The organism is Tropicimonas sediminicola (genome assembly GCF_900188335.1).
GTDB lineage: Bacteria > Pseudomonadota > Alphaproteobacteria > Rhodobacterales > Rhodobacteraceae > Tropicimonas > Tropicimonas sediminicola.
Window position 1 is genome coordinate 12,254 of record NZ_FZOY01000001.1, and the last position, 14,882, is coordinate 27,135.

Sequence of the window (14,882 nt, forward strand, 5' to 3'; positions counted from 1 at the left end):
CATGGGAACCCGGGGCGTGCGGCGATCGGGATCAGTCCTTCACGCGCTCGGAGCGCGGGTCGTACATCGGCTTGAGCGAGGCTTCCGCCGCCACCCGCACCCCGGCGACCTCTATCTCGAAACGCGAGGCAAGAAGCTCCGCCGGCGTCTCGCCGGGGCAGGGGACGTATCCCAGCCCGACAGCGCCACCCAGCGTGTGCCCGTAATTGCCCGAGGTCAGGTGACCGACGACCTCGCCGTCCCGCAGGATCGGCTCGGCGTGGTAGAGCAGTGGCTCCGGGTCGGTCAGGCGGAACTGCACCAGGCGCCGCTCCAGCCCGGCGTCCCGCTTGCGCAGCAGCGCGTCGCGGCCGATGAACTCCGGCTTGTCGCGCTTCACGGCAAACCCCAGCCCCGCTTCCAGAACGTGGTCCTCGCAGGTGATGTCGTGCCCGAAATGGCGGAACGCCTTCTCGATCCGGCAGGAATCCATCATGTGCATGCCGCAGAGCTTCAGCCCGTGATCGGCGCCCGCCTCCCAGAGCGTCTCGAAGGCGTGGGCGGCCATGTCTGCGGAGACATAGACCTCCCAGCCCAGCTCGCCCACGTAGGTCACCCGGTGCACCCGCGCGAGGCCCATGCCCAGCTCGATCATCTGCGCTGTGCCGAAGGGGTTCGCCTCGTTCGAGAAGTCGTTGGGCGAGACGGACTGGAGCAGGGCGCGCGCGTTCGGCCCCATCACAGCGAGCACCGCCTCGCCGGCGGTGACATCGGTGATGACGACGCGGTGGTCGCCCACGTGGCGGCGCAGCCAGGTTTCGTCGGACAGCCGGGTCGCGGCCGGCGTGACGACGAGAAAGGCTGTCTCCGACAGGCGCGTCACGGTCACGTCGGCCTCGATCCCGGCGCGGCTGTTCAGGAACTGGGTGTAGACGATCTTGCCCACCGGCACCGAGTAATCGCCGCCGCCGACGTAGTTCAGGAAAGCCTCCGCGTCCGGCCCCTCGACGCGGAGCTTGCCGAAGGAGGACATGTCGTAGAGCCCGACCCTCTCGCGCACGGCGCGGTGTTCCGCGGCCGAATTCTCGAACCAGTTCTGGCGCTTCCAGCTGTAGCGATATTCGCCCGGCTCGCCCTCGTTCGCGAACCAGTTGGCCCGCTCCCAGCCGGCCAGTTCGCCAAAGACCGCGCCACGCGCCTTGAGCTGTTCATGCAACGGCGTGCGGCGGACGCCGCGAGCCGTGGCCTTCTGCCGATAGGGGAAGTGGTCGGCATAGAGCAGGCCGAGCGTCTCCTTCGAGCGTTCGAACAGATAGTGCCTGTTTCCCTGAAAGGGCTGCATCCGCGAGATGTCGACGTCGCCGAGGTCGAACGGCTTCTCGCCCGTCTCCATCCAGTCGGCCAGCGCCATCCCGGCGCCGCCTGCCGACTGGATGCCCACCGAGTTGAATCCGGCGGCGACCCAGACGTTGTCCATCTCGGGCGCGAGGCCGAGGTGATAGGCGTCGTCGGGCGTGAAGCTCTCGGGGCCGTTGAAGAAGGTCTGGATGCCGGCTTCCGCGAGCATCGGCAGCCGGTTCACCGCCATCTCGAGGATCGGTTCGAAATGGTCGAAATCCTCCGGCAACTGGTCGAACTCGAAGCTTTCGGGGATGCCGTTCATCCCCCAGGGCTTCGCATTCGGCTCGAAGGCGCCGAGCAGGATCGAGCCCGCGTCCTCCTTGTAATAGGCGCATTCATCCGGCACCCGCAGGACGGGCAGCTGCTCGAGGCCGGGGATCTTGTCGGTGACGATGTAGAAATGCTCGCAGGCGTGCAGCGGCACGTTGGTGCCGGCCATGCGCCCGACCTCGTGCGCCCACATGCCGGCGCAGTTGACGACGTGATCGCAGGCGATCTCGCCCTCGCCCTCGGCGCTCTGCCAGTGCACGCCGGTCACGCGCCGGCCGTCCCTGCGCAGGCCGGTGACCCTGGTGCGTTCCAGCACCTGCGCGCCGCGTATCCGCGCGCCCTTTGCCAGCGCCAGCGCGATGTTCGAGGGGTCGCCCTGGCCGTCCAGCGGCAGGTAGACGCCGCCGACCACGCCCTCGCAGTTCAGGTGCCCGTAGCGCGCCTGAACCTCCGTGGGCGAGATCGGCTCGACTTCCACGCCAAAGGCCCGCGCCATCGATGCCTGGCGCAGCAGTTCCTCCTGCCGCTCCGCCGTCAGCGCCACGGTGATCGAGCCGACCCGCTTGAAGCCGGTCGACATGCTGGTCTCTTCCTCAAGCGTGCCGTAGAGCTCCTGGCTGTAGCGGGCGAGCCGGGTCATGTTCTGCGTCGCGCGCAGCTGGGCGATCAGCCCGGCGGCGTGCCAGGTGGTGCCGGAGCAGAGTTGCTTGCGCTCGAGCAGCACGACGTCGGTCCAGCCGAGCTTGGTCAGGTGGTAGGCGACGGAGCAGCCGATGACCCCGCCTCCGATGATGACGACGCGGGCCTGCTTTGGGGGAAGAGGCATGAAGGTGGTTCCTCAGTAGACGGGCGGAGAAATGACCCAGATGGCGATGGAGGGGGAGTCGTAGGGGTTGGCCCAGCAGTAGCTTTGCTCGCGGATGCGGAAGCTGTCGCCGGCGGCAATGGTGAACTTCTGGTCGTCGAGCCAGATGTCGAGCTTGCCCGACGCCATCCAGACCACCTCCTGGGTCGGGCGGGCGACCGGGGTCATGCGGCTGGCGCCGGGCAGGAAGGTGGAGTGGATCACCTCGAAACTGTCGGTCAGGTCCGGCGAGATCAGCGTCTCGACCAGGCCGCCTTCGTTCTCGCCCATGACCCGCCGGGCCGAGGCGCGCACCACGCGGCCGCGCTCGGCCTCCGGCGCATCGGCATTGCCGAAGAACAGCGAGACGGGGACGTCGAACACCTTGGCGATGGCCTGCAGGTCGGACATGCGCGGCGTCGAGATGTCCCGCTCCACCTGGCTGACCCAGCCTACGGAGCGGCCGAGCGCGCCGGCGAGCTCTTCCAGCGTCATCTTGCGCGAGGTCCGCAGGGCGCGGAGGTCCTTTCCAAGGGTATCGTTGCCGCTCATGGCTGATCCGCTCTCGTGAAATTTTCGCCATAAATTTCACAGAGTGGGCGTGCGGCTGTCAATCGGGATTCTGCAGCGCAGTGCAGAAATCGTCCCCCGGAAGGGCCGCGGCGCGCCCGGAGGCGCGCCGCGTTGAGCACTCTAGAGAAGCGTCTCGAACAGCTTCCGGGTATTTTCATAGGTCATTTCGACCGGATTGCCGCCGGTGCTCGGATCGTTCAGCGCCGATTTCGTCAGCGCGTCGAGATCCGGGTCCGTGACGCCGAGCTCGGTCAGCGTCCGGGGGATGCCCAGAGAGGCGTTGAGTTCATCCACATAGGCGCAGAACCCGTCGAACCCGCCGTCGATGCCCAGATAGGCTGCGGCCTGGCCGAGGATGCCCTCGCAGGGCGCTTGGTTGAACTGGAGCACCGCCGGCATGCAGACAGCGTTGGTGGTGCCGTGATGGGTATGGTGCACGGCGCCGATCGGGTGGCTCAGCGCGTGGATGGCCCCGAGCCCCTTCTGGAACGCGGTGGCGCCCATCGCGGCGGCCGACATCATGTGCGCCCGCGCCTCGAGGTCGGTGCCGTCCGCATAGGCGCGCGGCAGGTACTCCTTGACCAGCCGCATCCCTTCGAGCGCGATGCCCTGGCTCATCGGATGGTAATGCGGCGAGCAGAAGGCCTCCACGCAATGCGCGAAGGCGTCGAGCCCGGTGCCGGCGGTGATGAACTTCGGCATCCCGACCGTCAGTTCCGGATCGCAGATCACCACGGAGGGCAGCATCTTCGGGTGGAAGATGATCTTTTTCTCGTGGGTCTCGGAATTGGTGATGATACTGGCGCGGCCGACCTCGGAGCCGGTGCCGGCGGTGGTTGGCACGGCCACGATGGGGTGGATGCCCGCGGGGTCGGCGCGGGTCCACCAGTCGCCGACATCCTCGAAATCCCACAGCGGGCGAGACTGCCCGGCCATGAACGCGAGTGTCTTGGCAAGGTCGAGGCCCGAGCCGCCGCCAAAGGCGACAACGCCGTCGAAGCCGCCCTCGCGATAGACCTTCAGCCCGGCCTCGACGTTCTTGTCGGAGGGGTTCGGGTCCACATCGGAGAACATCGCCCGCCCGAGACCGGCCTCGTTCAGCAGGTCCAGCGTGTGGGTTGTGATCGCCATGCTGGCGAGCCCGCGGTCGGTGACCAGCAGCGGCCTGGTGATGCCGGCGGCGGCGCAGGCATCGGCGATCTCGGTGATCCGTCCGGCGCCAAAGCGGACCGGGGTGGGATAGTTCCAGTTTCCAACCAGTTTCATGTCGGTCAGGCTTTCTTCAGGTGGTAGGATTTCGGGCGGGTGAGGGCGTGGAAGCCCAGCACCGACAGGCCGGCGCCGCGGCCGGTGTCCTTGCAGCCGGTCCAGCAGAGCGCCGGGTCGAGATAGTCGCAGCGGTTCATGAAGACGGTGCCGGTCTGGAGCCGCTTGCCAATGGCGTCCGCGGCGGCGGTGTCGGCCGTCCAGAGCGAGCAGGTGAGGCCGAAGACGCTGTCGTTCATCAGCGCGATGGCCTCCTCGTCATCCCTGACCGGCATGATGCCGACGACGGGGCCGAAGGTCTCGTCGCGCATCACCCGCATGTCGTGGGTGACGTTGGTCAGGATCTGCGGGCTGAGGTAGGTGCCGCCGTCATCCGCCGGGCTGGCCGGAATATGGGCCACGGCGCCGGCTTCCAGCGCTTCGGTCACCTGGGCGCGCACCTCGTTGGCGAAGCGGACGTTGGCCATCGGGCCGATGGTGGTCTCCGGGTCCAGCGGGTTGCCGAGCTTGTAGCCCTTCACGATCTCCACGCATTTCTCGAGGAAGGCGTCAAAGACGCTCTCGTGCACGTAGATCCGCTCGATCCCGCAGCAGCACTGGCCCGAGTTGAACATCGCTCCGTCGATCAGCGTTTCCGCGGCGGCATTGATATCGGCATCGGCCCGCACGTAGCCCGGGTCCTTGCCGCCAAGCTCGGTCGAGACGGCGGTGAAGGTGCCTGCGGCGGCCCGTTCCATCGCCTGCCCGCCGCCGACGGAGCCGGTGAAGTTCACGAAGTCGAAGGCGCGGCCGGCGATGAGCGCGGAGGTGGTGTCGTGGTCGAGGAAGACGTTCTGGAACACGTCGGAGGGGATGCCGGCGGCGTGGAAGGCCTCCGCCATCCTCTCGCCCACCAGCAGGGTCTGGGCCGCGTGCTTCAACACCACGGTGTTGCCGGCGATCAGCGCCGGCGCGACCGTGTTGATCGCGGTCATGTAGGGGTAGTTCCACGGCGCGACCACGAGGACGACCCCATGCGGCTCGCGCTCGATCTTGCGGAGGAACGTGTCGCTGTCCTCGATCACGATCGGAGCAAGCGCCTGATCTGCGATGTCGGCCATGTAGGTGGCGCGTTCGTTGAAACCTCCGAACTCGCCGCCATAGCGGACCGGGCGGCCCATCTGGTGCGCCAGTTCCACGGCCATGCGGTCGGTGGTCTTGCCCACTTCGGCCACGGCAGCGCGGACGAGCGCGATGCGCTCGGCCATCGGGCGGGCGGCCCAGGCGGGTTGTGCGGCGCGGGCGCGGGCGGCGGCGTCAAAGGCGTCGTCCCGGCTCAGCACGGGACGTTCGGCATAGACCGATCCGTCGATCGGCGAGATGCATTTCACGGTTTTTGTCATGGCTCTTCCAGTTCAGCCGTTGTGAGTGGCCCGGCCCCGCGGCAGGGGCTGGGCAGATGGGTCAAGCGCCCTCGAAGCCGCGCGAGAGCTCCCAGTCGGTCACCACGCGGTCGAAGGCTTCCTGCTCGACTTCGGCGCAGCGGGTGTAATGGTCGACGACGAAATCGCCCATCGCCTCCCGCAACATCGCGGAGTTGCGAAGGGTTTCGGTCGCGTCGCGCAGCGTGTGGGGGATCTCGCCGGCGTCGCTGTCCTCGTAGATGTCGCCGACGGTGGCGGGGGGTAGCTCCAGCTTCTCCTCGATCCCCTTGATCCCGGCGGCCAGAAAGGCGGCCTGGGCGAGATAGGGGTTCATGTCGGAGCCGGCGATACGGCATTCCATGCGCACGCCCTTCGTGCCCTCGCCGCAGAGCCGGAAGCCGGCGGTGCGGTTGTCCACCGACCATGCGGTCTTGGTGGGGGCGAAGGTGCCCTTCACGAAGCGCTTGTAGCTGTTGACGTAGGGCGCCATGAAGAAGGTGTAGTCCGGCGCATAGCGCAGCAGGCCGGCGCAGAAGTTGCGCATCAGGCCGGACATGCCATGCGGCGCTTCGGCATCATAGAACGCAGGCTCGCTGCCGTTCCAGAGCGACATGTGCACGTGGCTGGCGCTGCCGACCTTGTCATGGTGCCACTTGGGCAGGAAACTCGCGGCGTGGCCGTGCAGCCAGGCAATCTCCTTGGTCGCATGCTTGGCGATGGTGTGGTGATCGGCGCAGGCGAGCGCATCGGCGTAGCGGATGTTCAGCTCTTCCTGGCCGGTCTCGGCCTCGCCCTTGGTATTCTCCACCGGGATGCCGGCGGCGACCAGGTGGTTGCGCAGCGGGCGCATCAGGAGCTCGTCGCGTCCACTCAGGAGGATGTTGTAATCGGCGTTGTGACCGGAGAGCGTCTCCAGGTCGCGGTAGCCGGACTTGCGGATCTCCTCGAAGCTCTTCTCGAAGAGGAAGAACTCCAGCTCGGTCGCCATCATCGGGCTGAGGCCCATCGCTTCGAGCCGGGCGATCTGCGCTTTCAGAACCTGCCGCGGACCATGGGGCACCGGCTCGTGGCTGTGATGGTCGAGGATGTCGCAGAGCACCATAGCCGTGCCGTCGAGCCAGGGCACCGGGCGAAGGGTGGCGAGGTCGGGCTTCATCACGTAGTCGCCGTAGCCTGCGGCCCAGGAGGTTGAGGCGTAGCCGTCGGGCGTGGCCATCTCGAGGTCGGTCGCCAGCAGGTAGTTGCAGCAGTGGGTCTCTTCCCAGGCATGGTCCACGAAGTTCCGTGCATGGAAGCGCTTGCCCATGAGCCGGCCCTGCATGTCGACCTGGCAGACCAGGACGGTGTCGATGGAGCCGTCGTCGACGGCGGCTTTCAGGGCGTCGAAAGTGAGCGGGGCGGGCATGTTCGTCCTCTTGTCAATCGGCGACCGGCCCCGAGGGGCCGGTCATTTTCCTTTTGTCGGGCCGGCCCTTGCGGGCCGATCCCTTCTGTGGTCGCGGGGTCAACCGTAGCGGTAGGGCCGGCCGGCCTTCTGCATGTCGGCGTTGTACTTCTTGATGATCTCCACGACCTTGGCCTTGGTCTCGGATTCCGCGGCGATCTCGTCCCAGAAGGCAACGGCGGCTTCCTCGACGGTCGCCCATTCGGCATCGGGGATCGTGGTGAGCTGCATCTTGTCGCCGTTGACGCGCAGGCTGGCCTCGCCGCCCCAGTACCACCACTGGCGGTAGTAATGCGACTGGTCGCAGCAGACGCGGAACAGGGTCTGCAGATCGTCGGGCAGCTCGTTCCAGCGGTCCATGTTGGCGAAGAAGCTGCCGGCCCAGGCGCCGGAGATGTTGTTGGTGAGGAAGTAGTTGGTCACGTCGGCCCAGCCGACCGTGTAATCCTCGGTGATGCCCGACCAGGCGATGCCGTCCAGCTCGCCGGTCTGCACGGCGACCTCGATGTCCTCCCAGGGCAGGGTCACCGGGACCACGCCGAACTGGGTCAGGAAGCGGCCGGCGGTGGGGAAGGTGAAGACCCGCTTGCCCTGCAGGTCTGCCAGCGAGTTGATCGGATCCTTGGTGGCGAAGTGGCAGGGATCCCAGGCGCCGGCGGAGATGTGCTTGACCCCGACCTTGGAATATTCGGCATCCCAGATCTCGTTCAGTCCGTATTGGTTGAACAGCACCGGCACGTCGAGCGAGTAGCGCGAGGCGAAGGGGAAGTAGCCGCCGAACACGGTCACCTCGGTCGGCGAGGCCATCGAGTCGTCATCTGACTGCACGGCGTCGATGGTGCCGCGCTGGAGCGCCTGGAACAGCTCGCCCGTCGGCACGAGCTGGTCGGCGTAGAACAGCTCGATCTGCATCCGGTCGCCGGCGATGGTGTTGAACATCTTGATCGCAGGGTCGATCACATGCTCGGCGAGGGCCGGGCCGGCATAGGTCTGCATCCGCCACTTGATCGTGGATTGGGCGAGCGCCGGCGTCGCCAGCACCGCTCCGGGCGCCAGCGCGGCGGAGCCTTTGAGGAAATTCCGTCTCGTCGTCATGTCCAACCTCCTGTTGGTTTCCTAGGGTTGTCGCCCCGTTCTCGGGGTCTGGTGGTTACTTCGAATAGACGTACTCGGGCAGCCAGAGCGCGATCTGGGGAAAGACCATCACCAGCGTCAGCGCGCCGACCATCACGAAGACGAAGGGGATGATCGAGACATAGATGTCCTTGAGCCGGATCTCTGGCGGCGCCATCGCGCGCATCAGGAACAGGTTGTAGCCGAAGGGCGGGGTCATGTAGGCGATCTGCGTGGTGATGGTGTAGAGCACACCATACCATATCAGGTCGAAGCCGAGCGCCTTGACCAGCGGCACGTAGAGCGGCGCGACGATCACCAGCATGGCGGTATCGTCGAGGAAGGTGCCCATCAGGATGAAGCTGAGCTGCATCAGGATCAGGATCATCCACGGGGAAAGCCCGAGCTTCTCGGTGAAGACGCTCTCGATCGCCTTGACCGCGCCAAGCCCGTCGAACACCGCGCCGAAGGCGAGGGCGGCGAGGATGATCCACATGAACATGCAGGTGATGCCGAGGGTGGCGCGCACCGAATGCTCGAAGACCTCCCAGGTCATCCGGCGCTTCACCACGGCGGCGAGGAAGGCCGCGAGCGCTCCGATGGCGGAGCTTTCGACGAGCGAGGTCCAGCCATTGACGAAGGGTACCATCATCGCCGCGAAGATGAAGATCGGCAGCAGGCCGGCGCGCAGCAGGGCCAGCTTCTCCGACATCGGGATGTCGCGGTCCTCCTCCGGCAGAACCGGGCCGAGCGATGGCTGGAGCCGGCAGCGCAGGGCAATGTAGATGACGAACATCGCGGCCATCATCAGCCCCGGGACGACGCCGGCGAGCCAGAGCTGGCCGACCGGCTGGCGCGCGATCATCGCATAGAGCACGAGCACGACGGAGGGCGGCACGAGGATGCCAAGCGAGGAGCCGGCCTGGATCACGCCCGTCACCATCTGCTTGTCGTAGCCGCGCTTCAGCAGCTCCGGCAACGCGATGGTGGCGCCGATCGCCATGCCGGCGACCGACAGACCGTTCATCGCCGAGATCAGCACCATCAATCCGATGGTCCCGATGGCGAGACCGCCGCGCAGGCCGCCCATCCAGACATGGAACATCTTGTAGAGGTCGTCGGCGATGCGGCTGTTGCTGAGGATGTACCCCATGAAGATGAACATCGGCAGCGTCAGAAGCGGATACCATTTCATCAGCTTCATCGCGGCCGAGAAGCCGAGGTCGTATCCCCCGCGGTCGCCCCACAGGAAGTAGGCGGAGATGACGGCAACGAAGCCGATGGCGCCGAAGACGCGCTGCCCGGTGAGCAGCATCAGCATCATCGAGGAGAACATCAGGATGGCGATCATGTCGTAGGACATCAGATCTGCTCCTCGCGCGGATAGGGCACGCCTTTGAGGCGCAGGATGTCCTTGAGCAGTTCCGAGATCGCCTGCAGCAGCATCAGGAAGATGCCGGTCACCATGATCACCTTGATCGGCCAGAGATAGGGACGCCAGGCAGTGGGGCTACGCTCGCCGCCGTACTGGAACGAGTAGATCGTGCTGTCGATCCCGCCCCAGAGCAGGAAGCCGAGGTAGGTGATCAGGAACAGCACGGTGATCGCGTCGATCTGGCTTTTGCGGCGGTTGCTCCATTCGCCGTAGAGCAGGTCCATCCGCACGTTGGAGCCCATCTGGATCGAGTAGGGGCCGCCGAGCATGTAATAGGCCACCATGGCGAATTGCGCCATTTCCAGCGTCCAGAGCGATGGCAGGAAGAAGGTCTTGGAGATCGAGGACCACAGCAGGATGCCCATCATCACGAAGATGCCGTACATCACGATGCGGCCTATGATGCGGTTCATCCCGTCTATGAGGCGTATGTAGCGTCTGGCGAATTCCATGTCCGGCCCGTTCGTCTTCCTGCCTGTCAGTCCGTCGTTGTCTCTGCGGTGGCCGGCGCGGCCGTATCGGCGAGCATGGGAGGGGCGATCTCCCGCAGCAAGCCGGCCAGTTCCGCCGCCACCCGGTGCACGCCCGACGGCGTGTCGATCAGGTCGTTGCGCACCTCTATCATCACGTTGGCGAGGCCTCGCGCGACCCCGTGGTCCCGCAAGGTATGGGTAACCCCGTCGCTCGCGGCGTAGGGCGCGTTGAGCGCCGTGGCCATCCCGGTGTGACGGCTCGCGATGGCCATCATCGCGTCGGCCATCCGCGCGTCGGCGTCATGCAGCAGGCCCAGCTCGACCTCGCGCGCGCGGCCCATGTACACGGGCGTGAAGCTGTGGATCGTCACCAGCAGGGCGGGCCCGTTGCGCCGGTCGAGCGTGCCAGTCAGTTCCTTGCGGAAGGGGGCGTAGATCTCGCGGGCGCGTTGTTCGCGGGCGGCTGCGGCCAAGTCCCGGTTGCCGGGAATCTCGAAACGCTCGCTCCGGGCGGGGACGGCGTCGTGGGCCTCGGGCGGGCGGTTGCAATCGTAGACCAGCCGGGAGACCCGCGCGGCGACAAGTGGCGCGTCGAGCTCCGCCATCAGTTCGACAGCCAGGTCGCGGGCGCCGATGTCCCAGGCCGCGTGGGAATGCTTGGCTTCCTCGTCCAGCCCGAGCTCGCCCAGGGCTGCCGGAATGAAGCGCGATGCATGTTCGCAGACCAGCACGAAGCCACCGCGGCCGCCCGCATTCAGGGTGCGGACAGGCGGGCCTTCCTTCGGCCCGAGCAGGGATGACTCGGTCGCTTGGATCATGCCTCCCATTGGTCAGACCCGTTCCTGACCTGTCAACAAGATTTCTGTAGACATCGTTACAAAGCGATTTTAGCCTGTAGAATATGTTATGAAAGCAGGCAGGTCGTGTCCGGAACCGTCCCCAGGAAAACGGTGAAGCAGCTTCTGCAGGACAACATGTCGGAGCTGACCCGTTCGGAACTGCAGCTCGCGAATGTCCTGCTGCGCGACTATCCCATGGTCGGGTTGCAATCGATCACGCGTTTCGCCACCGCGGCGGAGGTTTCTACCCCGACGGTCATCCGCATGGCGCGCAAGCTGGGGTTCGACGGCTTCCCGACGCTTCAGGAGGCGCTGCGCGACGAGGTGGCGGCGCAGATCAAGAAGCCGATCTCCAAGCACGAGGACTGGGCTTCCGGGGGCAGCGACGAGCATGCCGTCAACCGCTTTGCCGAGGCCGTCGCCGACAACCTGCGCCACACGCTGGAACGGCTGGACCGGGCGCAGTTCGATGCGGTCGCGGGGCTGCTCGCCGACACCGGCCGGCAGGTTTATGTTGCCGGCGGGCGGATCACCCGGTCGAACGCCGACTACCTCTTCAACCACTTGCAGATCATTCGCCCGAACGTCACCCAGATCGGCAATTCGGTGAATGTCTGGCCGCAGTACATCCTCGACATGGACGAGACGGCGACGCTCGTGCTGTTCGACATTCGCCGCTACGAGAGCGACATGTTCCGGCTGGCGACGCTTGCCCGCGAGCGGGGCTGCAAGCTCGTGCTGTTCACCGACCAGTGGGGCTCGCCCATCGGCAAGGTCGCCCAGCATGTCTTCCATGCGCAGGTGGAGGTGCCGTCGAGCTGGGACTCCACCATCGCGATCATGCTCATCGTCGAGGCGCTGATTGCCGAGGTGCAGCGCGCTCGTTGGGAGCAGAGCCGCCACCGGATCGAGGAGCTCGAAGCCATGTTCTCGACGACCCGGCTGTTCCGGTCCCCGGACTGAGCTGGCGGGCAGCTGACGTGCTCCGTTCAAGATGCATATGCGTTGTTGATTTAACCGCTTGTGTGGCGGGCCGCGTCGGGCGCGGCCCGGCCTGACGATGATGCGGCAGTCGACGTCGCTCGCAGGAGCGCAAGCGGCACGAATGCAAGCGAATCGGCGACGGCTGCGTCGAGAATCATTGAGCAAGGGGCGCGTGCGATGGGCTCCCGAGATGGTGATTTGGGCACGATTTTTCGGTGTCGGCAGCTCTTAATGTGTATAATAAATGCACAAAAAAATCTGATGGCGTTACCCTTCGCCTCATTGTGGGCATTTGGGGTCGATTATAGAAGTATCTGTGAAATACATTTTTGTTTTCGTCGGATAAATTCAAATATTCATAATTTGTGTTGGATCAAGGCAGGGCGTTTCGCGCCCCTGTATCTCTGGAGGCGGTCAGGTGCGCCCGCGCCGCCTGGAGATGGAGGGACCCGTTCATGCTACCCGGAAAGACGTTGGCAATCGTCAGCCTCGCTCTCGCTCTTGGAGGAGCCGGAGCCGTGGCGGCTCAAGAGGCGGCCGTGCCGCCGGACAAGGGCTCCGGCACGACGGTCGACCATTCGAAGCTGGAGGTGCTCCAGAAGGAGTTCGCCAGCGGCCCGGAGGTCACGGCGGCCTGTCTGACCTGCCACACCGAGGCCTCGGACCAGGTGAAGCAGTCGATCCACTGGACCTGGGACTACGAGCACCCGGTGACCGGTCAGGACCTCGGCAAGAACAATGTCATCAACTCCTATTGCGTGGGTGTTGCGGCCAACGAACCGCGCTGCACCTCCTGCCACGTGGGCTTCGGCTGGAAGGACATGAACGAAGCGCCTCCGCAGGAGGCCAATGCGGTCGATTGCCTTGTCTGCCACGACAAGTCCGACACCTATGCCAAGATCCCCGCCGGCGCCGGCCAGCCCTTCGGCAAGGAGGTCAAGGAAGGCGCCATGACCAACATGGGCAAGCCGGCCCAGCCGGTGGACCTCAAGCTGGTCGCCCAGAGCGTCGGCCTTCCTGACCGCGACAATTGCGGCAACTGCCACTTCTACGGCGGCGGCGGCGACAACGTGAAACACGGCGACCTCAGCTCGGTGATGCACAATCCGACCGAGGATATCGACGTGCACATGGCCTCCGACGGGCTGAACTTCACCTGCAGCGAATGCCATGTCTCCGACCAGCACCAGTGGCACGGCTCGCGCTACAACGTGACGGCCAAGGACACCGAGGGCGTTCCGCTCCCGGGCCAGCGGCACGATGTTGCGACCTGCGAGAGCTGCCACGACACCGAGCCGCATGACAGCCTGACGCTGATCGGCTTCAAGCTGAACTCGCACCGCGACAAAATCGCCTGCCAGACCTGCCATATTCCCGAATATGCCAAGGGCGGCGTGCCGACCAAGACCGTCTGGGACTGGTCGACGGCCGGCAAGAAGAACGATGAAGGCAAGCCGTTCAAGGTCGCCGAATACGAATCGAAGAGCGGCAAGAAGAAGCCGACCTACGACTCGATGAAGGGCGATTTCGAGTGGGGCGAGGACCTGAAGCCGGAATACTTCTGGTTCGACGGACAGGTCGAATATGCCAATGCCGACAAGGACGTCGTTCCGGGCGAGATCATGCTGGTCAACACGATCTCCGGCAGCCAGGAGGACGACAAGAGCCGGATCTGGCCGTTCAAGGTCATGCGGGGCAAGCAGCCCTATGACACCGAGCGCAACCGGCTGCTCTATCCGCATCTCTTCGGCCCGGGCTCCGATACCGCCTATTGGGGCAAGTGGGATTGGGACACGGCCTTCGAGGCGGGCGCGGCGGCGTCGGGCACCGAGTATTCGGGCAGCTTCGACTTCGTCTCCACCGAGATGTTCTGGCCCATCACCCACATGGTCGCCCCGGCCAAGGACGCGGTGCAATGCGAGGAGTGCCACAAGGAGAACGGCCGTCTCGCCAATATCGCCGGCATCCACATTCCGGGCGCCAACCCGATGGGACCGGGCGGCAAGCTGGGCGCCGTGATCCTCGCGTTGACGCTTCTCGGCATCATCGGCCACGCGATCATGCGCTTTTTCGGCCGCAAGAACATGAAGGAGCACTGAGATGTCCGAACGTTTGGTCAAGATCTACCCGCCGTTCGAACGGTTCTGGCACTGGGGCCAGGTGGTGCTCGTGCTGGTGATGACCTTCACCGGGTTCCGGCTCTACGGCATCCACGAGATGATCCCCTACGATCAGGCCGTGGTGGTGCACACCTACTCGGCGCTGTTGCTGATGGTGCTTTGGGTCTTCGCGATCTTCTGGCACTTCACCACCGGCACCTGGAAGCACTACGTGCCGACGTCGGACGGGCTGTGGCAGGTGATCCGCTTCTACTCCTTCGGCATCTTCAAGGGCGAGAAGCACCCCTATCGCAAGGCCTACTGGCGCAAGCACAACCCGCTGCAGGCGATGGCCTACCTGGCGCTCAAGCTGCTGATCTTCCCGACGATCTGGATCACCGGCATCGCCTACCTGACCTATCGCCTGTGGGAGCCGGCGGCCGGGTCCGGGTTCTGGATCGAGATCGTGGGCAACCTGCACGTGCTGGCTGCTTTCGGGATCCTGTCGTTCATCGTCATGCATCTCTACCTGATGACCACCGGCCATTCGGTCTGGCAGCACATCCGGCCGATGTTCACGGGCTATGACGACATCGAACTGACACCGGCGGAAGAGGCCTACCTGGAGGCCGACGAACCCGGCCGGATCAAGCCTGTCGCCTGAGGCAGAAGCGCGGGTAAGACTGGAGGGCGGCGCGATGCGCCGCCTTTCGCCTGCGCCGAACCCCGCACTGCGACGGGATGTGGCAGGCCAAACCC

12 protein-coding genes are annotated in these 14,882 nt (G+C 65.4%); 3 read left to right on the top strand and 9 right to left on the bottom strand.

The window, feature by feature from the left end; translation table 11 throughout:
• Nucleotides 1-31: 31 nt before the first annotated feature.
• The 9 genes from CHB86_RS00065 to CHB86_RS00105 all read right to left on the bottom strand — a co-directional run bounded on the left by CHB86_RS00065 (nucleotide 32) and on the right by CHB86_RS00105 (nucleotide 11,019).
• Entirely contained in the window at nucleotides 32-2,476 is a 2,445-nt protein-coding gene (locus tag CHB86_RS00065; protein ID WP_089230520.1) for a GcvT family protein, read from the bottom strand.
• 12 nt (nucleotides 2,477-2,488) lie between these two features.
• A complete protein-coding gene (locus tag CHB86_RS00070) occupies nucleotides 2,489-3,046 on the bottom strand; it encodes a helix-turn-helix domain-containing protein (RefSeq protein ID WP_089230521.1) in 558 nt (185 codons plus the stop codon).
• 141 nt (nucleotides 3,047-3,187) lie between these two features.
• Nucleotides 3,188-4,333 (bottom strand): iron-containing alcohol dehydrogenase, encoded by a 1,146-nt coding sequence (locus CHB86_RS00075; RefSeq protein WP_089230522.1) that lies wholly within the window; start codon nucleotides 4,331-4,333, stop codon nucleotides 3,188-3,190.
• Between the two features lie 5 nt (nucleotides 4,334-4,338).
• Entirely contained in the window at nucleotides 4,339-5,715 is a 1,377-nt protein-coding gene (locus CHB86_RS00080) for an aldehyde dehydrogenase family protein (RefSeq protein ID WP_089230523.1), read from the bottom strand.
• 61 nt (nucleotides 5,716-5,776) lie between these two features.
• The gene (locus CHB86_RS00085; RefSeq protein WP_089230524.1) at nucleotides 5,777-7,141 is read right to left on the bottom strand and encodes a glutamine synthetase family protein; all 1,365 of its coding nucleotides are present in this window, start codon (nucleotides 7,139-7,141) and stop codon (nucleotides 5,777-5,779) included.
• A gap of 99 nt (nucleotides 7,142-7,240) precedes the next feature.
• On the bottom strand, nucleotides 7,241-8,275 hold the full coding sequence (locus CHB86_RS00090; RefSeq protein WP_089230525.1) for a twin-arginine translocation signal domain-containing protein: 1,035 nt from the start codon (nucleotides 8,273-8,275) through the stop codon (nucleotides 7,241-7,243).
• Between the two features lie 55 nt (nucleotides 8,276-8,330).
• Nucleotides 8,331-9,656, bottom strand: coding sequence for a TRAP transporter large permease (locus CHB86_RS00095; protein ID WP_089230526.1), 1,326 nt, complete (start codon nucleotides 9,654-9,656; stop codon nucleotides 8,331-8,333).
• Nucleotides 9,656-10,180 carry a TRAP transporter small permease subunit gene (locus tag CHB86_RS00100; protein ID WP_089230527.1) on the bottom strand — a complete coding sequence of 175 codons (525 nt, stop codon included), beginning with the start codon at nucleotides 10,178-10,180 and terminating at the stop codon, nucleotides 9,656-9,658. The genes CHB86_RS00095 and CHB86_RS00100 overlap by 1 nt, the downstream gene beginning before the upstream one ends.
• 26 nt (nucleotides 10,181-10,206) lie before the next feature.
• On the bottom strand, nucleotides 10,207-11,019 hold the full coding sequence (locus CHB86_RS00105) for an N-formylglutamate amidohydrolase (protein WP_089231529.1): 813 nt from the start codon (nucleotides 11,017-11,019) through the stop codon (nucleotides 10,207-10,209).
• Between the two features lie 105 nt (nucleotides 11,020-11,124).
• Between CHB86_RS00105 and CHB86_RS00110 the strand changes: the two genes are divergently transcribed.
• The 3 genes from CHB86_RS00110 (at nucleotide 11,125) to CHB86_RS00120 (ending at nucleotide 14,787) form a co-directional block, all read left to right on the top strand.
• On the top strand, nucleotides 11,125-12,003 hold the full coding sequence (locus CHB86_RS00110; protein ID WP_281251199.1) for a MurR/RpiR family transcriptional regulator: 879 nt from the start codon (nucleotides 11,125-11,127) through the stop codon (nucleotides 12,001-12,003).
• A 539-nt stretch (nucleotides 12,004-12,542) separates the two neighbouring features.
• Complete coding sequence (locus tag CHB86_RS00115; RefSeq protein WP_217898242.1) at nucleotides 12,543-14,123, top strand: tetrathionate reductase family octaheme c-type cytochrome; 1,581 nt, start codon at nucleotides 12,543-12,545, stop codon at nucleotides 14,121-14,123.
• Nucleotide 14,124: 1 nt separating this feature from the next.
• Complete coding sequence (locus CHB86_RS00120; protein WP_089230529.1) at nucleotides 14,125-14,787, top strand: cytochrome b/b6 domain-containing protein; 663 nt, start codon at nucleotides 14,125-14,127, stop codon at nucleotides 14,785-14,787.
• Nucleotides 14,788-14,882 lie beyond the last annotated feature (95 nt).